Raw genomic sequence first — 20,842 nt, 5'->3', positions numbered from 1 at the left:
GGTTAAGTTCCGGTGAAAAAACAGTAACTTGCATTATTGTATACAAGTCGTGTTATTCGTCGGATTTTGATTGTCACGCCCATTGCAGAGCCTCAGGATCGGCGCCGTCATCCCTTTGAGGCTCATCCTCTATGAAGTTCTCCTCGATTCTCTTGTTGTCCCTTGGCCTGGTCAGTGGCTTCGCTTCTGCCGGAGGCACCACCGAAGCAGGTGTGGGCGGCGCATTGGGCGGGGTTCTTGGCTCGGTCGTCGGTCAATCGTTAGGCGGCAATACAGGTTCCACCATCGGCGCAGCCCTGGGCGGCGCGGGTGGTAGTGCGGTCGGCGCAGACAAGCGCAGCCGTGGCGAAGCAGCCATTGGTGGTGCACTGGGTGCAGCCGGCGGTAACGTGGTTGGCCGCAGTCTCGGCGGCACCACCGGCAGCCTGATCGGCTCCGCCGCTGGTGGCGGTGCAGGCGGCGCGCTGGGTAACTACATGGGCAACAAGAGCGACGATGATGATCGTCGCTACGACCGTCGCCATGATGACCGTCGCTACTACCGCGACCGTGGTCATCCAGGTCGCGGCCATGCCTACGGCCACCGCAAGCATCACAAGTACTATCGCCACCACTAAGGCGAAGGCTTGAACAAAAAATCGCAGCTTTTTAGCTGCGATTTTTTTTGCGCGTCTAGACCACCAGCCGCTCCAGCGCCCCACGCAAACCTGCCGGAATCGGCACCGGCTGATTGCTCGCCCGATCGACAAACACATGCACGAACCGCCCCGCCGCACACGCCTCGCTTTCGCCAACCTTGAACACAGCCAGTTCGTATTGCACCGAACTGTTGCCCAGCTTGCCAACCCGCAGCCCGATCTCGATCAGATCGGGGAAAGCGATCGAGGCAAAGTAATCGCAGGCGGAACTGACCACGAATCCCACCACTTCGCCGTCATGAATATCCAGGCCACCGACCTGAATCAGATAAGTGTTCACCGCCGTGTCGAAGAAGCTGTAGTAGGTAACGTTGTTGACGTGACCGTAGGCGTCGTTGTCGTGCCAGCGTGTGGTGATGGGCTGGAAGTGGGGGTAGTCGCAGCGTTGATTCATGCAGGGTTCTCGCATTCTCTTAATTGAATTTGATCATGATGACGAACACTTTACCTGTGGGAGCGGGCTTGCCCGCGAAGCCGTCAGCACAGCCGACCGGTGTCAACGATCAGCAAACCCCTTCCCCTGCGCCGCCAGTTCGCCAATCAGCCGCGCCGGCTTCCACTGATCGCCCTGGCGTGTCTCCAGCGCCAGCAAGCGCTGATGGATATCCGCTAGCCCCTGCTGATCCGCCCACGCCATCGGCCCACCCTTTTCTGCTGGAAAACCATAGCCGTTCAAGTACACCAGATCGATGTCGTGGGCCGAGCCGGCAATGCCTTCCTGCAGAATTTTCGCGCCTTCGTTGACCAGCGCCAGCAAACAGCGCTCGAGGATTTCTTCAGGACCGATGTCGCGACGCTGGAAACCCAGGTCTTCGCTGACTCGCAGCACCAGCGCGTCCACTTCGGGATCATGCTCGGCCTGGCGACTGCCCGGCTCATAGTGGTAGTAGCCGTTGCCGGACTTCTGCCCGAACCGACCCATCTCACACAGGCGGTTATCCACCTGAACCTCGGGCGCATCCTGCCCCTTGCCAGCTAGCTGCCGAGCACGCCATTCCAGATCGATGCCGACCACGTCGTACATGCGAAACGGCCCCATGGCGAAGCCGAAACCTTGCAGCGCGGCATCCACCTGCTGTGGATAAGCACCTTCGAGGAGCATCTTGCGCGCTTCCAGTACATACGGATGCAGCATGCGGTTGCCGATAAAACCGTGGCAGTTGCCCGACACTACGCTGACCTTGCCCATGCGCTTGCCGAGTGCCAGCGCGGCCTCCAGCGCCGCTGGCGAGGTCTGCGCACCGCGAACGATTTCCAGCAGTTTCATGATGTGCGCCGGGCTGAAGAAGTGCAGACCCAGCACCTGTGCCGGGCGCCGGGTCGCAGCTGCGATGGCGTCGATGTCCAGCGCCGAGGTGTTGCTCGCCAGCAGGGCCTCAGGCTTGAGCAGGCCATCCAGCTCGCGAAAGATCTTCTGCTTCAGTTCGAGGTTCTCGTACACCGCTTCGATCACCAGATCGACGTTGCGGATCGCCGCGTAATCCGCCGCTGCAGATACGCGAGCCATTCGCGCATCCGCCTCGGCCTGATCAATGCGGCCCTGGCGCACGTTGTGTGCATAAGTTTGCGCGACCGTCGTCAGCGCCTGCTCAAGCATCTGTGGATTGTTATCCACCCATTGCACGTTCACGCCAGCATTGGCCAGGCACATGACGATGCCACGGCCCATGGTGCCCGCGCCGATCACGGCAGCCTGCTGAATCTCGAAGCTTGTCTGGCTCATGTTGTTCTCTTGTGGGTGGCCCAAAGACAGATTCCAACCTTAGTCAGGCAACGGCGGTTTTTGAAGTTTATTAGCGTGATGATCGACATTCAGCGGATGGATGCAGCGACCACAGACTCTCTGCTTAATCGAGCAAGTGACTGTCCGCCCACTCGCGGACCTCTGCGTAGGGATACTCTTCCAACGCAGCAAAACCCGGTATCGCCCGCGCCTTGAGTTTGGTGAACAACGGCACGCTGATTCCGCACAGGAACCGTGTCAGGCGTTCGGCCGTCGGAAGGCTGCCTGTGTGCTGCTCATGCCTGTGGATAAATTCACGACACAGCTGCGCGAAGTTTTTATCCACAAGCGGCGGCAATGGCGGCGGCTCCGGCAACCGCGCGATCTGGCCGTGACATACCGAACAATGGCCGCAATGTTCAGGGGCATTGTGGTCACCGAAATACTCGGCCAGGCGATAACCCAGGCAGCGTTCGGTGGCGAACACCTCAAGCATGGCGTGAATTCGCGCCACTTCAGTCTCTTCGTGACGAGTGAAGTACTCGTGCAGCTCAGCGCTCAGGGCGTCGCTGGCAAAATCACTGTGCAGCAGGCTGTAAACCTCGGTCATTTGCTTGCTTTCAAGCTCGACCCAGCCTTTTTCCTGGAAGTAATCAAGCGCTGTCACCACGCGATTGCGCTCGGCGGAATACTGCGAATACATCGCCTCGAAATCCACCGTGGCCCAGGTGCGCGCTCGCGTGGACGTTCTGATGATCGCCGCAACGAAATCCCTGCGCTCGCCTTCGAAGCGCTGGAGCAATGCTTCAGGCTCAAGCAGATATTTGAAGCGGTATTCAGCGTAATAAGCGTAGCGCGGCGCGATCAGGCCCCGCAGTTCCAGCTGCACCAGCAAAGTCTTCAACGGCAACGAGCGAATGTTGCTCTGATCCGCCAGTGGCCCAAGCAGAAATTCCCATTGCCCTTCCGGGACCGAGGCTTTGAGTTCATCGAGCACATAGCGAATCCCGTCGCGCTCGGGCGTATCACCGTAGACGAAGTTTTCCAGCACATTGAGGCTGTCGCGATTCGCTAGTACCAGGCAGTCGGAGGGCTGTCCGTCGCGTCCGGCGCGGCCGATTTCCTGGCTGTAGTTTTCGATGGATTTGGGCAGATCGAAATGCACGACGTTACGGATGTCGCTCTTGTCGATGCCCATGCCGAAGGCAATGGTGGCGACAATGCAATTGGACTGCCCGGCCATGAAGCGACGTTGAATGTCTTCACGCTGATCGTGGGGCAAACCTGCGTGGTATGCCTCGGCCTGAATTCCGTTGCGTTGAAGATGCTCGGCGATGTGCTCGGCGGTCTTCTGCAACGTCACGTAGACAATGCTCGGTTGCCCGGGACGCTCGCTCATCCATTCGACCAGACGCCGGCGCTTGTCCTGACCGCGTACAGGCTCGACCAGCAGGTTGAGGTTGGGCCGATAGAAACCGGTGGTCACTACATCGTCCGGAGATATGGCGAATTTGGCCTGCATGTCGGCGATGACTTTTGGTGTCGCCGTGGCGGTGAGCAGCAAGGCCTGCGGGATGTTGAACTGACGTTGGTAGTCCGGCAATTTCAGGTAGTCCGGCCGAAAGTTGTGGCCCCATTCGGAAATGCAGTGAGCTTCGTCGACTACCAGCAACGAGATCGGCACCTGCTGCAGAAAATTGCGGAAGCGTTCATTTTTCAGGCGTTCGACGGAGATCATCAGAATCTTCAATTCCCCCGAACGCGCACGGGCCATGACGTCGTTGGTATCCTCGCGGCTCTGCGCCGAATCGATACTGCCTGCGGAGATACCGTGGCGCTTGAGAAACGCCAGTTGATCCTGCATCAACGCCAGCAACGGCGAAACCACCAATGTCAGGTGTGGCAGTAAAAGCGCCGGCAGCTGATAGCAAAGCGATTTGCCGGAGCCGGTGGGAAAGATCGCCGCCGCGGAGCGCCCCGCCAGGACCGCGCTGACAGCGGCCTCCTGACCGGGGCGAAACTGTGGATAACCAAAAACCTGTTCCAGGGTGTGGTGCATTTACTGTCACTCCTTTGACTGGTGCCATGCCCAAAGCCTAGCGGGCGATTGCAGCGAGTCGAGAAAAGGTCGGGGTTGAATCGATACTGAATGATACATGGGAAGCGAAAACCAAGCGTTTAACAATCAAAGCGCCTCGACATACTTTCGAAAAGCTCAGCTACATATATATAACAAACTTCACATTACAAACGCAGACACAACAACGCCCTTTATTTTTAACACCGCCTAAAACTAACTTGACTGCTCTTATACATAAGCAAGAGCAACGAAATGACAACTTTAACAATCTTTTTCTGCGGCACCGGCTCCAACAAGTTTGATGACAAACATAAAAACTTCTGGGACGGCGAAATCGTTTCTACGCTCGCTGCACACCACAGCGGACGCGAATTTGCCGAGTGGATCGTCGTCGACGGCCCTGGCAGCGGCAATCTGCAAGCCGACGACCTTTTCACCAAGACCTCTGAATACGGCTTGTCCGGCACGCTGTTCGGCAAAGGCTGGGATGAAAACGTGCAGCACGCGTTGAATATCATCAAAGGCAAATGCGATTGGCAACGTAAACAACTTACCGAGGCAGAATATAACCGTCTGAAAGCCGCAGGCATTCCTATTGAAGATGTAAAAGAGGAAGGTTCCTGGTTCTGGCGCCAGTATAACTATGGCGACCGAAGTATCACGCAACAGAAGTTGCAGGAACAGATCATCAAGACTTTCCGCAAGGACGGCATTATTCCGACGCGTGTCAATCTGCTCGGCTGGAGCCGGGGTGGTATCAGTTGCCATATGCTTGCCAATGCAATGTCCAGGGACGCTGCGCTCAAACATATTCCGGTGAATATCTTTGCGATTGATCCAGTCCCGGGAATTGGCAACTTCCAGGAAAACCGCGTCAAACTCGAATCCAACGTCAAGGAATACATCGCCTTCTATGCCCGCGACGAGCGCTCAAAAGGCTTCAGCTGCGTGATCCCGCAAACCGCTACCGGCACCAGGACTTCGATCTATCCAATGGCCGGTCGCCACGCCACCCTTGCTGGCAACGCCACGGCGCTCGGCGGCGAGCCCATCAACAGCAGCGACCTCAATGCGCTGATCGAGCCCGGCCGCATCGTTCGCCATCTGGCGGAAACCTGCCTCAAGCGCTGGGGCGTGCCACTGAGCAAAACCCTCAACCTGAGCGATGCCGACCTACTGCGCTTCACCGGCACCATCGTCAGCGACGAAGCCCGCTACAAGAAGATGCACAGCCAGTCCTACACCTATTTCACCGAACTGGACAAAGGCGAGCGCTATGTCTCACTGGGCAGCAAAGGCATGCCGTTTTCAGCAGTCAAAGGCACGATCTACCGCCCGGAAACCGGACTGACCACAAGCCTGCTGGATATTTCTGGCTACCAACATTTGCGTTGAAAAGCGTTTAAGAATCGGTAGCAACGTCTGGCGAATTGTTCGTCCCGTTCCTACTTCACGCGATGCCTTGTCGGCTATCACGAGGTGGTGGTGCGAACCTATAGTCATGGGTGTCACTGCTTTGGTCAGCGACACCCACATCACCCACGCTCTGTATCCGCTGACACAGGACGGCTGCGACCTGCTGCAAGTCCGAAAGCCCCGGCCCAGCAACAAACGAAACATCATCGCTGCACACGGCGTATCCAACATCAGGAGTCAAATTTTGCAAACTACTATTGATTGCGTACGATGGGAGCCATTACTCATCGAAGGGCTCGCATCTATGACCAGCACCGAAATCATCGATCACAGCACCCTCCTTCGCTTGGTCGAAAACGGTTCTGTGAGCGGCACAATCATCGTCGCGAAACCAGGAGGCTGGTCGGTCGAGATTCGGCAAGGCAGCCGTAAATGCGCACTGACAGCACAACGCAGTGGTCAGGCGCGCCTGTTCAAGAAGCTGGAGACGCTGGTGACCTATCTGCAGGGCTTGGGCATCAGCCAGTTCAACGTGGATGCCTCCGGTTATGACCCGTTGCAACTGAAAACCTACGCCCGGCCGGATCGCTCTGAAGCATTGAAACAAGCCCATGAAGCGGCCGCTTATGAGGAATGGTTCAAGCGACAGGTGCAGATCAGCATCGATGATCCAAGGCCAAGTATCAGCGATGAAGATGCTCGCCGAATATTCGCCGCCAAGCGTGATGCCCTGCGTCAACGAGGGCGCTGATGAAGTTGGTCTGGCGCCCGGAAGCGCTTGCTGACCGTGACCGGATAATGGATCGAATCGGTCAGGACAACCCAGACGCTGCTGCGGATCTCGATGAAATGTTCGAATCAAAAGGGGAAATAGCAAGACAGCGCCCAACCTTGTACCGAAAGGGCAGGGTCCTCGGAACACGTGAAATCGTTGCGGCCGCCAACTACGTCATCGTCTACGCAATCAAAAAAGACCGGGTGGAAGTGCTGCGTGTCATGCATGCACGGCGGCAATGGCCTTAGCTAGAGGATCATTTTGCAGTAATGTTAAGTGGCATTACTCTGGCCGTATCACGCCAAAAATGAATGAATACTGCTACACGGCAAGTGACGAATCGCCGTTGAGATGAGCTTACCCAAATCTTCGCCCATGAAAAAACCGCCCCAAAGGGCGGTTTTTTATTCACCGCAAACCACTACTTACAACTTCGGCCCAGCCGCCTTGATCGCGTCGCTCACTTCGAACTTCTTGAAGTTCTCGATGAACAGACCGGCCAATGCTTTCGCTGCCTCGTCGTACGCAGCCTTGTCAGCCCAGGTGTTGCGTGGATTGAGCAGGTTGGTGTCGACGCCCGGGACCGCCAGAGGCACGTCGAGGTTGATGGTGTCGAGGTGCTCGGTGGCGGCACCGATCAGCGCGCCGCTCTGGATCGCTGCGATCACCGCGCGGGTGGTCGGGATGTTGAAGCGTTGGCCGACGCCGTAGCCGCCGCCGGTCCAGCCGGTGTTGACCAGGTAGACCTTGGAGCCGAAGCCGCGGATGCGCTTGATCAGCAGTTCGGCGTATTCGCCAGCCGGACGCGGGAAGAACGGTGCGCCGAAGCAGGTGGAGAAGGTCGACTTGATGCCGCTGCCCGAACCCATTTCAGTCGAGCCCACCAGTGCGGTGTAGCCGGACAGGAAGTGGTAGGCCGCTTGCTCTTCGTTGAGGATCGACACTGGCGGCAGCACGCCGGTCAGGTCGCAGGTCAGGAAGATCACCGCGTTTGGCTCGCCACCCAGGTTCTTCTCGGAACGCTTGGCAACGTGCTCCAGCGGGTAGGCGGCGCGGCTGTTCTGGGTCAGGCTGACATCGGCGTAGTCGGCGTGCTTGGCGTCGTCGATAACGACGTTCTCCAGCACCGCACCGTGCTTGATGGCTTTCCAGATGACCGGCTCGTTCTTCTCGGAGAGGTCGATGCACTTGGCATAGCAACCGCCTTCGATATTGAACACCACGCCTTCGCCCCAGCCGTGTTCGTCGTCACCGATCAGGTAACGGCTTTCGTCGGCCGACAGGGTGGTTTTACCGGTGCCCGACAGACCGAAGAACAGGGTCACGTCGCCGTCTTCGCCGATGTTGGCAGCGCAGTGCATTGGCAGCACGTCAGCGGCCGGCAGCATGAAGTTCTGCACCGAGAACATGGCTTTCTTCATCTCGCCGGCGTAACGCATGCCGGCGATCAGCACTTTCTTCTGCGCGAAGTTGATGATCACGCAACCATCGGAGTTGGTGCCGTCACGCTCAGGCACGCACTCGAAGTTGGCGACGTTGAGCACTTGCCATTCTTCACGGCCAGCCGGGTTGTACTGGGCCGGGTTGATGAACAGGCAACGACCGAACAGGTTCTGCCAGGCAGTCTGCGTGGTCATTTTCACGGCCAGGTAGTGATCTTCCGCCGCGCCTACATGCACGTGGGAAACGAAGTGCTCTTGCGCGTTGTTGAAGGCCTCGACGCGAGCCCACAGGGCATCGAACTTGTCGGCCGGGAACTTGCGGTTGATCGGGCCCCAGGCGATAGCAGCCTGGGTGGAAGGCTCTTCAACGATGAAACGGTCGACTGGCGAACGGCCGGTGCGGTGACCGGTGCGAACAACCAGAGCGCCGGTATCGGCAAGCTCGCCTTCACCGCGATTCAGGGCTTCTTTTACCAGATCATCAACACTCAGATCGGTGTACACGGCGTTATTGGCTTGCGTCATGAGGTTCCCCGTCGGCCAGTGGCCGAGTGTGCTCCAAACGTTTTGTAGTAGAAAGTCGTGCACTACTACCGCGAAAAAAGTGGGCCGGATTATGCCAGAAAAGCCCAAAAAGAGTAGGGTCCTCCCGTCGTAACGGCGATATTCCGTCATTCCGCAGTGAATTTACCTGCGCTGAACCGTTTTAGTGACGGGTATCTGACGGCGTATCGACGCCCGCGCCAGCGAACAATTGAGCAATATCGGCCGCGTCGAACAGGTACTGCTGATTGCAGAACTGGCAATCGATCTCGACTTTGCCGCCCTGCTCGGCTGCCAGCGCCAGCGCATCTTCCAGCCCAAGACTGACCAGCGCATTGCCGGAGCGTTCCCGCGAGCAACTGCAACTGAAGCGCAAATGCTGCACATCGAACAGGCGCACTTGTTCTTCGTGGTACAGGCGATGCAGGACGGTTTCGTTGTCCAGGCTCAGCAGCTCATCGGCGCTCAGAGTGCTGGCCAACGCGGTGAGGTGCTGCCAGCTGGCGGCGCGATCCTCTTCGTCTTTCAAGCGATCGGCGGGGAGTTGTTGCAACAGCATGCCGCGGGCACGACGACCGTCGGCGAACAGCTTGAAACGCGTGCCAACCTGCTGCGACATGACGAAATAGTTGGTGAAACAGTCCGACAGTGTTTCGCCGTCGAGATCGACAATGCCCTGATAGCGCTGGCCAACAGTCGGGTCGACGGTGAGGGCCAGAACGCCGTCCGGCATCAGATCGCTGAGGGTGGCGTCTGCGGCGATCTGCTCGGCGTTGTAACGCGCCAGACCACGGATCTCACGCTCGCTGGAGCACTCGATCATCAGCAGCGGAATCGGCCCTTCCGAGCGTGCCTGCAAAATCAGCAAGCCATCGAACTTGAGCGTGCCGACCAGCAACGAAGCGGCCGCCATCAGTTCGCCGAGCAACTGCGCGACAGGTTCCGGGTACGGGTGTTTGGCGAGGACTTCAGCGTAGCTGCGCTCCAGCGCTACCAGTTCGCCGCGAGTGTCGCTGTCATCGAAGATGAAGCGTTGAGTGAAATCGGTATCCGCTAGGTCGGTCATAGGTCTGGGTATCTGAATGTGATGACAAAATGATTACAAAACGTGAAAATTTGCGCTTGCTGGCACTTTTTTTGGTGCCGGCGCTTTTTCGCCATGGGAGGCATTTTATGAACAATCCGGGTTTGTTCCAATCAAGGTGGAACCTCGGCCGGCTGGTTCTGTGTAACGTAGTGCCGTTGGCGCTACTGGCTTTCTGGTTATGGCCTACCGGCCAGATGCTGTGTGTGATTTTCGACGAGTGGCTGTTCCGCTCGCTGAATGCACCGCTGGCCAGCAACCCGATATGGCTCCACATTTGGGCAATTGCAAGTCTGCGCCCGTTCGACATCGTCGTCGGACTGATTCTGCTGACGCTGCTGATCAAGGGCGACTGGGTCTTCAGGGCGATCGACGTGCGTCGCGCGTTCTTCGGTTTTTTCTCGATCCTGCTGCTGATGGTGGTGATCCGCGCGCTGTTTTCCAAATTCGCCGATCACATGGGCTGGCAGCACAGCAGCCCGTCAATGGTGCTTGAGGGCGCCGTGCACATCAGCGATTACTTTCCGCACCTGGAAAAAACCTGGGAGCTGAAGGACCGTTCCGGCCAGAGTTTCCCCGGTGATCATGCCTCAGTGTTGTTGATCTGGGCGTTGTTCATGGGCGTGTTCAGCCGCACCGTCGGACAATTTCTAACAGTATGGGGTCTGGCCGTGTTGTTCATGCTGCCGCGTCTGGTGGCCGGCGCGCATTGGGGTCAGGACGACTACATCGGCGGCGTGCTGCTGGCGGTGTGGGCGTTGGGCTGGGGTTACTACACACCGTTTGCCTATCACGCGGCGAACTTCTGGTTGAAGCTGACCGCGCCGGTTTTCGCGTTGCTGGGCAAGCTGCCGATGGTGTCGCGGATGAGTGTAATTTCCGCCCGGTAAATGGTGGAGCCTCGAAAAGATCGCAGCCTTCGGCAGCTCCTACAGGGATCGCATTCCAACTGTAGGACCTGCCGCAGGCTGCGATCTTTTTACTCGTCGTTGCTACCGCGAAACTTGAACAGATCACGCCGCTGTTTCTTGCTCGGCTTGCCATCGGTGCTCACGCCCAACGATCCCGCCTTGCGCATCGCCGCAGCTGCTTCACGCTTGGCAACACTCGCCTCGGTCTCGGCATACAAGGTCTGCGCCTCGGGTGCGCCACGACGCACGATCGACAATGCCTCGACCCTCACCGTGCGCACTTCGAAGCCGGTACGAATCTCGAACTCATCACCGATGCGCGGCTCCTTGCCAGGTTTGCAGCGCTCGCCACGGCAATGCACCTTGCCACTTTCAATGGCGGCTTTGGCCAATGCACGGGTCTTGTAGAAACGCGCTGCCCATAGCCATTTATCGAGACGGACCTTGTCGTCCTCCTCCTGCTTCTGTCCCATATGAATTCCTCGCTCAGCCAGTAGTCGGAACTGTACTACCGTTTCTGTCGGGCGCAAGAACTCAGCCCTCCAGATAGACTGTGATCTTCGCCGCCTGACCGGCCTGGAGTGACCGCGTGACTAAATTTCCAACTTCGTTGACCTCACCCAAGGGCGGTTGCCAGGGCTGCCAGCAGAGCGAACCGCTGGATTTCGATTTTGCCTTCGCCTACCAGCCGATCGTCGATCTGCGCGATGAATCGGTGTTTGCCCACGAAGCGTTGGTAAGAGGCGTGGCCGGGGAAGGTGCACTGTCGGTGTTAAATCAGGTTACAGAAGACAACCGCTACCGTTTCGACCAGCTCTGCCGGACCCGCGCCATCGAAGGCGCGGCGAGCCTTAATATGCAGACACACTTGTCGATCAACTTTTTGCCCAACGCCGTCTACCGTCCAGAGCTATGCATTCGCAGCACACTGGAGGCCGCACGCAAACACAACTTTCCGATCGACCGACTGATTTTCGAAACCCTGGAAATCGAGCACGTAGATAATTATCGCCATTTGACCAATATTCTGCGTGAATACCGCGAATTCGGCTTCAAGACCGCCATCGACGATTTCGGTGCCGGTTATTCGGGGCTCAATCTGCTGGCTGATTTCCAACCGGACCTGATCAAACTCGACATGGCGCTGATCCGCGATGTTGACCAGGACCGTGTCCGTCAGGTGATCGTGCGGGGGATTGTCACAATGTGTGCGGAGTTGGACGTTACAGTCATTGCCGAAGGCATAGAAAGCGCCGGGGAACGGGATTTCCTCGCGGACTGTGGAATATTTCTGATGCAGGGCTACTGGTTCGCCAGACCTGCATTCAAAGCGTTGGCCCAGGTGCCGGACGAGGCCTGGAAGCGTTAACCCTTGGTTTTTTTCTTTGAAGACATTTGATCATTTGACCGTTGTCGGTCTGCGCGAGTGGGTGGCGCTCCCGGGCCTGGGAGTCGCGGGCCTGCGCGCAAAAATCGACACCGGCGCCAGCACCTCCAGCCTGCACGCCACCGATATCGAACCGTTCGAACGCGACGGCGAGAAATGGGTGCGCTTCACTGCGCATCTCGGCACCGTGGTGCAGTTGCGTCACCGGCGCTGCGAAGCGCCACTGGTCACGCGCAAAACCATCAAGAGTTCCAATGGCCATGCCCAGGTGCGCTATGTGATCAGCACCACGCTGGCCCTCGGTGATCGGGTCTGGCCGGTGGAGTTCACCCTGGCCTGCCGCAAGTCCATGCGCTATCGCCTGTTGCTCGGTTCCAAAGCCCTGATCGATGGCCAGTTGGTGGTCAATCCGGGCATCAAGTATGTACAAGACAAGCCGGTGTTCCCGGTATCTACCTCCTCCACAGGTGTTGCATGAAGATCGCTGTGCTGTCGCGTAATCCGCGTCTGTATTCCACCCGCCGTCTGGTCGAAGCCGGAATCGAGCGCGGGCATGAAATGGTGGTGATCGACACCTTGCGCGCCTACATGAACATTGCCAGCCACAAGCCGCAGATCCATTACCGCGGCAAACCGCTGGAAGGTTTCGACGCGGTGATCCCGCGGATCGGCGCGTCGGTGACGTTCTACGGCTGCGCGGTGTTGCGTCAGTTCGAAATGATGGGTGTGTTCCCGCTCAACGAGTCGGTGGCGATTGCCCGCTCGCGGGACAAATTGCGTTCGCTGCAGCTGCTGTCGCGGCGCGGAATCGGTTTGCCGGTCACCGGTTTTGCCCACTCGCCGGACGACATCCCCGACCTGATCGCCATGGTCAACGGCGCACCGCTGGTGATCAAGGTACTCGAAGGCACTCAGGGCATCGGCGTGGTGCTGTGCGAAACCGCGACGGCGGCAGAGTCGGTGATCGAAGCGTTCATGGGCCTGAAGCAGAACATCATGGTTCAGGAATACATCAAGGAGGCCGGCGGCGCGGATATCCGCTGCTTCGTGGTCGGCGACAAGGTGATCGCGGCAATGAAGCGCCAGGCCAAACCGGGCGAGTTTCGTTCCAACCTGCATCGCGGCGGCAGCGCCAGCCTGATCAAGATCACACCGGAAGAGCGCATGACCGCGTTACGCGCTGCCAAGGTCATGGGCCTGGCGGTGGCGGGTGTGGATATCCTGCGCTCCAATCACGGTCCGCTGGTGATGGAAGTGAACTCGTCGCCGGGACTGGAAGGCATCGAAACCACTACGGGCAAGAATGTCGCCGGGATCATCATCGAGCATCTGGAAAAGAATGGCGGGCCGAATATGACCCGCACCAAGGGCAAGGGGTAGAGAAGCAGCTGCTAGCGGCAAGCTTCAAGCGGCAAGTGAAATCGCTCTTGCTTGTAGCTTGTAGCTTGTAGCTTGTAGCTGCTTCTAAACCGCATCTCGGGGCAACATCAACCCCAGCGGCAATCTCACGCGGGCTTCAAGCCCACCCCCGGACCGGTTGCGCAATTCGACGTTGCCGCCATGCATCGCCGCAATCCTTTTCACGATCGCCAGCCCCAGCCCGGTGCCTTTGCCACCGCGAGCCCGATCACCTCGGGTAAACGGGTTGAAGATCGCTTCAAGCTCGGACGGATCAATCCCCGCGCCACGGTCCATCACGCTCAGGACCACATACGGCGCGCTGGTATCTCCGGACACATAAGCCGCGACCTCAACACCGGTGCCGGCATGGTTCAAGGCGTTGCCGATCAGGTTGTTGAGCAGGCGTTTCATCGACACTCGACGCAGCGGAAACGGCTGGATCGGTTCCAGGCGCAGGCGCACTTTCTCTTCGTTCTGGTTGTACGGCGCGGCGACTTCGCGCACCAGATCGCTGAGGTCGACCTCTTCCACCGACTCGTCTCGACCATCGCGAATGAACGCGAGGAACTGGTCGAGAATCGCATCCATGTCTTCGATGTCGCGGACCATGTCGTCGGTGAGGTCGGTGTGATCGCCCATCAGTTCCAGCGACAGGCGCAAGCGCGTCAGCGGTGTACGCAAGTCGTGGGAAACCCCGGCCAGCATCAGCTCGCGCTCACGCCCGGCCTGTTCGACGTCCTCGGCCATCTGGTTGAAGGCGCGATAAACCTCGGTCATTTCGCTCGGCGTATCACTGATCGGCAGGCGCACGCTGCGGCCCTGGCCGAGTTGCCGCGCGGCATACACCAAGCGCTTCAACGGCTGGTTGAGCTGGCTGACGAAAATCCATGCCGACGCCGTCGACAACAGGCCGATGGCGAGGAACCAGCCGAGCACGTTCCAGATTTTCTGGCCGCGCAACGGATGCGGATACAGCGGTACTTTCAGCCAGCCATCGCCCAGGCTCGGTGCCCTCACCCACAGTGCCGGCGGCGAATGCATGCGCAAACGCACCTCGGTGTCGGCACCCAGTTCCGCCTGCATCTGCCGCTGATAGATTTCGCTGTACGGCCAGTGCTGCTCGCCTTCCGGCACACCGGCGCCGACCACACGAATCAGGGTCGCGGCATCGGCAATTTTTGCGCGGTTCTCTTCGTCGGCGGCCCAATAGGCGCGCAGCGTCAGAGCGACACCATGGCTGTATTGGCGGTCCACCAGCACGTCCTCGTTCATCAACAGATAAACCAGGGTCAGCGCCTTGGAAAACAGCACGACGATCAGCACCAGCCAGAGGGTGCGGGAGAAAAAACTTTGGGGGAACCAGACGGGGGTTTTCATCTTTAACCGCTACACACTTGCAGGAGCGAGCAATGCTCGCATATTGCGGATTGCGAGTCTGTGGCAATGGCCGTGCGACCAGAGCCTTGCAGACCCGCTCCTACAAATCACCGATCACTTGGTGGCGGTGCCATCCGGTACGAACACGTAACCCACACCCCAGACGGTCTGGATGTAACGCGGTTTCGACGGATCGGGTTCGATCATCCGGCGCAGACGCGAGATCTGCACGTCGATGGAACGCTCCAGCGCATCCCATTCACGGCCACGGGCGAGGTTCATCAGCTTGTCGCGGGTCAGCGGCTGACGCGCGTTCATCACCAGCGCCTTGAGTACCGCGAACTCACCGGTGGTGAGCATGTGCACTTCATCGCCACGCTTGAGCTCGCGGGTCGCCAGCGACAACACGTAATCACCGAAGGTGACGTTTTCGTCTTCACTGCCCGGCGCGCCCGGCACCGGTGCGGCCTGACGGCGCAATACCGCTTTGACCCGCGCCATCAGCTCGTCCGGATTGAACGGCTTGGCCAGGTAATCGTCGGCGCCCAGTTCAAGCCCCTTGATACGGCTCAGCTCATCGCCCTTGGCGGTGAGCATGATGATCGGAATCTGGTTATTCGCGCTGCGCAGACGGCGGCACGCGGTCAGGCCGTCTTCGCCCGGCAGCATCAGGTCGAGAACGACCAGATTGAACACTTCACGCGCCAGCAGACGATCCATCTGCTCGGTGTTCGGAACGGTACGGGCACGGTAGCCCTTGCTGACGAAGAAACGCTCCAGCAGGCTGCTCAGCCCCGGATCGTCATCAACGATAAGAATTTTTTCGCCTTCAGCCGTTTGTGCAGTGCTGCTCATTGGATGCTCCTTTTAGCTCGGCGCGCATTATGGCGTAGCTGTCGTTATACGCACCGTGTGCATTGTTAGCAGATTTTTCCTTCACTGCCAGAAAACCGGGGTTTATGCCTACAGCCTGCAACGCCCCCGAATGACAGAACGCTGGTTATAATGCGCGGCGTTTTGCGCCAGGCAACGTCTGAATCGTTACCGTAAGTGGCCGGTATTTTTTCCGGCCCTGTGCAGTAACTGTTCGATTTCACGGGTCAATGGGCAGCTTCTTGATCCAGGCAGCGGCAATTTTCCAGCCGCTCAATCAGCCTCCAGGCCATTATCTGCGTGCCTGCGAGCCTGCTTTCATACTATGTCAGGTGGTTTTATGGACAGCATCAACAGCCGCATCGCCGAGGAACTCGGCGTACGCCCACAACAGGTCGAAGCGGCCGTCGCGCTACTCGATGAAGGTTCTACCGTTCCCTTTATCGCCCGTTACCGGAAAGAAGTCACCGGCAGCCTCGATGACACCCAGTTGCGTCATCTGGAAGAGCGCCTGCGCTACCTGCGAGAACTCGACGAACGGCGCATCAGCATCCTCGCCAGCATCGAGGAGCAAGGCAAACTCACCCCTGCCCTTGAGCGCGACATCAAGCTCGCCGACACCAAAACCCGTCTCGAAGACTTGTACCTGCCGTACAAGCAGAAGCGCCGCACCAAGGGCCAGATCGCCCTCGAAGCCGGCCTCGGCGAACTGGCCGACGGCTTGTTCAACGACCCGAACCTGTCGCCGGAAACCGAAGCCGCGCGCTTCGTCGACGCCGAAAAAGGCGTGGCCGACGTCAAGGCTGCGCTGGAAGGCGCCAAGTACATCCTCATGGAGCGCTTCGCCGAAGACGCCAGCCTGCTGGAAAAGCTGCGCAATTTCCTCAAACAGGAAGCGATCCTCAGTGCCCGCGTCATCGCTGGCAAGGAAGAGGAAGGCGCCAAGTTCCGTGATTATTTCGAACACGACGAGCCGCTGAAAAGCATGCCGTCGCACCGCGCCCTCGCCATTTTCCGTGGCCGCAACGAAGGCATTCTCAGCTCCGCGCTGAAAGTCGGCGATGAGCTGCCCGGCACGATGCATCCGTGCGAAGGCATGATCGCTCAGCAGTTCGGCATCCAGAACCAGAACCGCCCGGCGGACAAATGGCTCGGTGAAGTGGTGCGCTGGACCTGGAAGGTCAAGCTCTACACCCACCTGGAAACCGACCTGCTCGGCGAGCTGCGCGATGGCGCCGAAACCGAAGCGATCAACGTGTTCGCGCACAACCTGCACGACCTGCTGCTGGCCGCTCCGGCCGGCCCGCGCGCAACCCTGGGCCTCGACCCGGGCCTGCGTACCGGCTGCAAGGTGGCCGTGGTCGACTCCACCGGCAAGCTGCTCGACCACGCCACGGTTTACCCGCACGTGCCGCACAACAAATGGGATCAAACCATCGCAATTCTCGCCGCGCTGTGCGCCAAACACTCGGTGGACCTGATCGCCATCGGTAACGGCACTGCCAGCCGCGAGACCGACAAGCTGGCGATCGAGCTGATCAAAAAATATCCAGCGATGAAAATGACCAAGGTCATGGTGTCCGAAGCCGGCGCCTCGGTGTACTCGGCGTCGGAACTGGCGGCCAAGGAATTCCCGGACCTCGATGTGTCGATCCGTGGCGCCGTGTCGATCGCCCGTCGCCTGCAGGATCCGCTGGCCGAGCTGGTGAAGATCGATCCGAAATCCATCGGTGTCGGCCAATACCAGCACGACGTCTCGCAACTGAAACTGGCGCGCGGCCTGGATGCCGTGGTCGAGGACTGCGTGAACGCCGTGGGCGTGGATGTGAACACCGCCTCCGTGGCCTTGCTGGCACGGATTTCCGGCCTCAATGCAACGCTGGCGCAGAACATCGTTGCTCACCGTGACGAACACGGCGCGTTCAAGACTCGTGCAGCGCTGAAGAAAGTCGCGCGTCTGGGCGAAAAAACATTCGAACAGGCCGCCGGTTTCTTGCGCGTGATGAACGGCGACAATCCGCTGGATTCGTCGGCGGTTCACCCGGAAGCCTATCCGCTGGTGCAGCGCATTGCCGCTGAAACCGACCGCGACATTCGCTCGCTGATCGGCGATGCCGCGTTCCTCAAGCGTCTGGATCCGAAGAAATTCACCGACGAAACCTTCGGTCTGCCGACCGTCACCGACATCCTGCAAGAACTGGAAAAACCCGGTCGCGACCCACGTCCGGAGTTCAAGACCGCCGAGTTCCAGGAAGGCGTCGAAGACCTCAAGGATCTGCGACTGGGGATGATCCTCGAAGGCGTGGTGACCAACGTGACGGCGTTTGGTGCGTTCGTCGACATCGGCGTGCATCAGGATGGTCTGGTGCACATCTCGGCGCTGTCGGAAAAGTTCATCAAGGACCCGCGCGAAGCAGTCAAGGCCGGTGACGTGGTGAAAGTGAAGGTCATGGAAGTCGATATCCCGCGCAAACGCGTCGGCCTGTCGATGCGCATGGGCGACACCCCGGGCGAGAAAATCGATGGCGCCCGTGGCTCGCGCCCGGGCTCGGCACAACGCCAGCCGTCGAACAATGCGCCACGCAAGGAAACCGTCACCGCCGCGCCGGTAAACAATGCGATGGCCTCGCTGTTCGCCAACGCCAAGCAGTTGAAGAAACGCTGATGGACATGCCGGCCGGGCTCGTCGAGAGCGCGTTTTTCAAGCTGTTGGGCTGTCGCCTGCACAGTCTCGAAACCGGGGTGGCGCAAGTCGCCCTGGCGCTTGAGCCCGAACTGCGCAACCGTGGCGGCAAACTGCACGGCGGTGCGCTGTTCAGTCTGGTCGATATTGCTATGGGCCTGGCGTGTTCCAGCAGCCATGGCTTCGATCAGCAGAGTGCGACCATCGAATGCAAGATCAACTACATCCGCGCCGTTTCCGAGGGCGAGGTGCTGTGCACGGCGCGGGTGATCCACCCGGGCCGGCGCACGCTGGTGGTCGAAGCCGAGGTGATGCAGGGCGACAAACTGGTCGCAAAAGCGCAAGGCACGTTCGCTGTCCTGTAGCTACCGGTCATCATTTTGAGTTAATTTCGGCGCAATGAATCCTGTAGGAGCTGCCGAAGGCTGCGATCTTTTGATCTTGCTATTGAAAAACAAAATCAAAAGATCGCAGCCTTCGGCAGCTCCTACAGGGTATGTGTGTGGATGACCGGCTAGAAAAACCAGGCGATAACGCCAGTTTCAACTTCACCCTTGTAGACCGTCCTGCCCACCCCCATATTGGGGCGACTGACGCGTGAAGGAATCCAAATTGAGCGAACTTCTCAACCGCCGCCTGGCTCTGCTTGGCGAGCGCGCTAACCTCTCTCTGCTCAAGCAGTGCCTGCACGGTATCGAACGTGAATGCCTGCGTGTGACCAGTGAAGGTCGCCTGGCGCAAACGCCGCACCCCGAAGCCCTGGGTTCCGCGCTGACCAACGAACAGATCACCACCGACTACTCCGAGTCGCTGCTGGAATTCATCACGCCTGCCCTGCCGGATCCGGCCGACACGCTGGCGAGCCTGGACAAGATTCATCGTTTTGCCTACAGCAAACTCGGCAACGAGTACCTGTGGAGTCCATCGATGCCGTGCCCGTTGCCGGCCGAGGAAGACATCCCGATTGCCTATTACGGCACCTCCAACATCGGTCAGCTCAAATACGTCTATCGCAAGGGCCTGGCCCTGCGTTACGGCAAGACCATGCAGTGCATCGCCGGGATTCACTACAACTTTTCCCTGCCGGAACAACTCTGGCCATTGCTGCGCGAGGCCGAAGGTTTCGTCGGCACCGATCGCGATTTCCAGTCGGTGTCCTACATCGCGCTGATCCGCAACTTCCGTCGCTACAGCTGGCTGCTGATGTACCTGTTCGGTGCCTCGCCGGCGCTGGACGCCGGTTTCCTGCGTGGGCGTTCGCATCAGCTCGAGCAGCTCGACCCGGACACGCTGTATCTGCCGTACGCGACCAGCCTGCGCATGAGCGATCTCGGTTATCAGAGCAACGCCCAGGCCGGCCTGACACCGTGTTACAACGATCTGGCGAGCTATACCGACAGCCTGCGCGAAGCCGTGGCCACGCCGTATGCGCCGTATGTTGAAGTCGGTACGCACAAGGATGGTGAGTGGGTGCAGCTCAACACCAACATCCTGCAGATCGAAAACGAGTACTACTCCAACATCCGCCCGAAACGCGTGACCTACACCGGCGAGCGGCCGATCCAGGCGCTGATGGCGCGCGGCATTCAGTACGTCGAAGTGCGCTGCCTGGACATCAACCCGTTCCTGCCGATGGGCATCGACCTCACCGAGTCGCGCTTCATCGACGCCTTCCTGCTGTATTGCGCGTTGAACGACAGTCCGCTGCTGACCAACACTTCGTGCGGCAACGCCACTTCGAACTTCCTCAGCGTGGTCAAGGAAGGTCGCCGTCCGGGCCTGCAATTGCAGCGTGACGGTCAGCCGGTCGAGATGAAGCAATGGGCCGCTGAACTGCTGGAACAGATTGCTCCGCTGGCGGCGATGCTCGACCAGAGCGTCGGCGGCGATGCCCACAGCAAGGCGCTGGATGCGCAACTGGCCAAGGTCAACGACCCGTCCCTGACGCCATCGGCGCAGGTACTGGCGGCCATGGCCGAGCACAAGGAAAGCTTTGCGCAGTTCTCCCTGCGCCAGAGCCAGACCCACGCCGAGTTCTTCCGCAGCGAGCCGCTGGCGGCTGACGAGCAAGCGAAGTTTGAAGAACTGGCGCGCGCATCGCTGGCGCAGCAGACCGAGCTTGAGCAGAACGAAGTAGGCGATTTCGATGTGTTTGTCGGCGCGTATCAGGCGAGCATCCTCGCCATCAGCAATTAAAAGCCCCTCACCCTAACCCTCTCCCAAAGGGAGAGGGGACTGACCGCGTTGTTCTTGCGAGCTACACCGACCTGAAATACCGGGCCGAACTCAGGCCTTGAAAAGCATGAAGATCAGCTCCCTTTCCCCCTCGCCTCCTTGGGGGAGAGGGCTGGGGTGAGGGGGCAAAGTTCTGACGTCGAACGAATCATCCGAAATCCCCACACCCTCTCCTATCCTTAGATTTTTCCGCTCATAAGCTCATTCGAAAAAG

General features: G+C 59.1%; 19 protein-coding genes. 11 read left to right on the top strand and 8 right to left on the bottom strand.

Features of this window, described 5'->3' with window-relative positions; translation table 11 throughout:
* Positions 1–131 precede the first annotated feature (131 nt).
* Complete coding sequence (locus D8U60_RS18840; protein ID WP_039756448.1) at positions 132–617, top strand: glycine zipper domain-containing protein; 486 nt, start codon at positions 132–134, stop codon at positions 615–617.
* A gap of 55 nt (positions 618–672) precedes the next feature.
* Here D8U60_RS18840 and D8U60_RS18835 read toward each other — a convergent pair whose 3' ends face one another.
* From D8U60_RS18835 to D8U60_RS18825, 3 genes are all read right to left on the bottom strand, one after another.
* Complete coding sequence (locus tag D8U60_RS18835; protein WP_071174077.1) at positions 673–1,092, bottom strand: thioesterase family protein; 420 nt, start codon at positions 1,090–1,092, stop codon at positions 673–675.
* Positions 1,093–1,194: 102 nt separating this feature from the next.
* A complete protein-coding gene (locus D8U60_RS18830) occupies positions 1,195–2,421 on the bottom strand; it encodes a 3-hydroxyacyl-CoA dehydrogenase (protein WP_122611129.1) in 1,227 nt (408 codons plus the stop codon).
* Positions 2,422–2,545: 124 nt separating this feature from the next.
* Positions 2,546–4,480 carry an ATP-dependent DNA helicase RecQ gene (locus D8U60_RS18825; RefSeq protein WP_130900665.1) on the bottom strand — a complete coding sequence of 645 codons (1,935 nt, stop codon included), beginning with the start codon at positions 4,478–4,480 and terminating at the stop codon, positions 2,546–2,548.
* 273 nt (positions 4,481–4,753) lie between these two features.
* Between D8U60_RS18825 and D8U60_RS18820 the strand changes: the two genes are divergently transcribed.
* From D8U60_RS18820 to D8U60_RS18810, 3 genes are all read left to right on the top strand, one after another.
* On the top strand, positions 4,754–5,896 hold the full coding sequence (locus D8U60_RS18820; RefSeq protein WP_130900664.1) for a hypothetical protein: 1,143 nt from the start codon (positions 4,754–4,756) through the stop codon (positions 5,894–5,896).
* A gap of 106 nt (positions 5,897–6,002) precedes the next feature.
* Positions 6,003–6,668, top strand: coding sequence for a hypothetical protein (locus D8U60_RS18815; RefSeq protein ID WP_241663554.1), 666 nt, complete (start codon positions 6,003–6,005; stop codon positions 6,666–6,668).
* The gene (locus D8U60_RS18810; protein ID WP_073471523.1) at positions 6,668–6,940 is read left to right on the top strand and encodes a type II toxin-antitoxin system mRNA interferase toxin, RelE/StbE family; all 273 of its coding nucleotides are present in this window, start codon (positions 6,668–6,670) and stop codon (positions 6,938–6,940) included. Before D8U60_RS18815 ends, D8U60_RS18810 begins: the two co-directional genes overlap by 1 nt.
* A 177-nt stretch (positions 6,941–7,117) precedes the next feature.
* On the opposite strand, the gene D8U60_RS18805 is transcribed toward D8U60_RS18810, so the two are convergent.
* Positions 7,118–8,659 carry a phosphoenolpyruvate carboxykinase gene (locus D8U60_RS18805; RefSeq protein WP_130900663.1) on the bottom strand — a complete coding sequence of 514 codons (1,542 nt, stop codon included), beginning with the start codon at positions 8,657–8,659 and terminating at the stop codon, positions 7,118–7,120.
* A 181-nt stretch (positions 8,660–8,840) separates the two neighbouring features.
* Positions 8,841–9,743 (bottom strand): Hsp33 family molecular chaperone HslO, encoded by a 903-nt coding sequence (gene hslO, locus D8U60_RS18800; RefSeq protein WP_016772180.1) that lies wholly within the window; start codon positions 9,741–9,743, stop codon positions 8,841–8,843.
* Positions 9,744–9,850: 107 nt separating this feature from the next.
* Here hslO and D8U60_RS18795 point away from each other — a divergent pair, with 107 nt between their 5' ends.
* Positions 9,851–10,651 (top strand): phosphatase PAP2 family protein, encoded by an 801-nt coding sequence (locus tag D8U60_RS18795; RefSeq protein ID WP_122611134.1) that lies wholly within the window; start codon positions 9,851–9,853, stop codon positions 10,649–10,651.
* Between the two features lie 89 nt (positions 10,652–10,740).
* On the opposite strand, the gene D8U60_RS18790 is transcribed toward D8U60_RS18795, so the two are convergent.
* A complete protein-coding gene (locus D8U60_RS18790) occupies positions 10,741–11,145 on the bottom strand; it encodes a S4 domain-containing protein (RefSeq protein ID WP_122611135.1) in 405 nt (134 codons plus the stop codon).
* A gap of 116 nt (positions 11,146–11,261) precedes the next feature.
* Between D8U60_RS18790 and D8U60_RS18785 the strand changes: the two genes are divergently transcribed.
* Genes D8U60_RS18785 through rimK form a run of 3 tightly spaced genes read left to right on the top strand, consistent with a single transcriptional unit; the run spans position 11,262 to position 13,439 of the window.
* Positions 11,262–12,041 carry an EAL domain-containing protein gene (locus D8U60_RS18785; protein ID WP_122698818.1) on the top strand — a complete coding sequence of 260 codons (780 nt, stop codon included), beginning with the start codon at positions 11,262–11,264 and terminating at the stop codon, positions 12,039–12,041.
* Between the two features lie 34 nt (positions 12,042–12,075).
* On the top strand, positions 12,076–12,537 hold the full coding sequence (locus D8U60_RS18780; protein WP_172667902.1) for an ATP-dependent zinc protease: 462 nt from the start codon (positions 12,076–12,078) through the stop codon (positions 12,535–12,537).
* A complete protein-coding gene (rimK, locus tag D8U60_RS18775) occupies positions 12,534–13,439 on the top strand; it encodes a 30S ribosomal protein S6--L-glutamate ligase (RefSeq protein ID WP_024011184.1) in 906 nt (301 codons plus the stop codon). Before D8U60_RS18780 ends, rimK begins: the two co-directional genes overlap by 4 nt.
* 84 nt (positions 13,440–13,523) lie before the next feature.
* Here the strand turns inward: rimK and D8U60_RS18770 are convergent, their stop codons facing one another.
* Both D8U60_RS18770 and ompR read right to left on the bottom strand, forming a co-directional pair.
* Positions 13,524–14,837: an ATP-binding protein gene (locus D8U60_RS18770; RefSeq protein ID WP_016770645.1), complete on the bottom strand. Its 1,314-nt coding sequence runs from the start codon at positions 14,835–14,837 to the stop codon at positions 13,524–13,526.
* A 114-nt stretch (positions 14,838–14,951) separates the two neighbouring features.
* A complete protein-coding gene (ompR, locus tag D8U60_RS18765) occupies positions 14,952–15,692 on the bottom strand; it encodes a two-component system response regulator OmpR (RefSeq protein WP_016772186.1) in 741 nt (246 codons plus the stop codon).
* A gap of 358 nt (positions 15,693–16,050) precedes the next feature.
* On the opposite strand from ompR, the gene D8U60_RS18760 reads away from it, so the two are divergent.
* From D8U60_RS18760 to gshA, 3 genes are all read left to right on the top strand, one after another.
* The gene (locus tag D8U60_RS18760; RefSeq protein WP_130900662.1) at positions 16,051–18,375 is read left to right on the top strand and encodes a Tex family protein; all 2,325 of its coding nucleotides are present in this window, start codon (positions 16,051–16,053) and stop codon (positions 18,373–18,375) included.
* The gene (locus tag D8U60_RS18755; RefSeq protein WP_071174065.1) at positions 18,375–18,758 is read left to right on the top strand and encodes a PaaI family thioesterase; all 384 of its coding nucleotides are present in this window, start codon (positions 18,375–18,377) and stop codon (positions 18,756–18,758) included. Before D8U60_RS18760 ends, D8U60_RS18755 begins: the two co-directional genes overlap by 1 nt.
* A gap of 247 nt (positions 18,759–19,005) precedes the next feature.
* The gene (gene gshA, locus D8U60_RS18745; protein ID WP_041477477.1) at positions 19,006–20,589 is read left to right on the top strand and encodes a glutamate--cysteine ligase; all 1,584 of its coding nucleotides are present in this window, start codon (positions 19,006–19,008) and stop codon (positions 20,587–20,589) included.
* Positions 20,590–20,842: the final 253 nt, after the last annotated feature.

Source organism: Pseudomonas sp. Sample_11 (genome assembly GCF_004307505.1).
Classification (GTDB): Bacteria; Pseudomonadota; Gammaproteobacteria; order Pseudomonadales; family Pseudomonadaceae; genus Aquipseudomonas; species Aquipseudomonas atacamensis.
The sequence above is the reverse complement of the archived record's forward strand: the minus strand, read 5'-3'. Positions and strand labels throughout refer to the sequence as shown.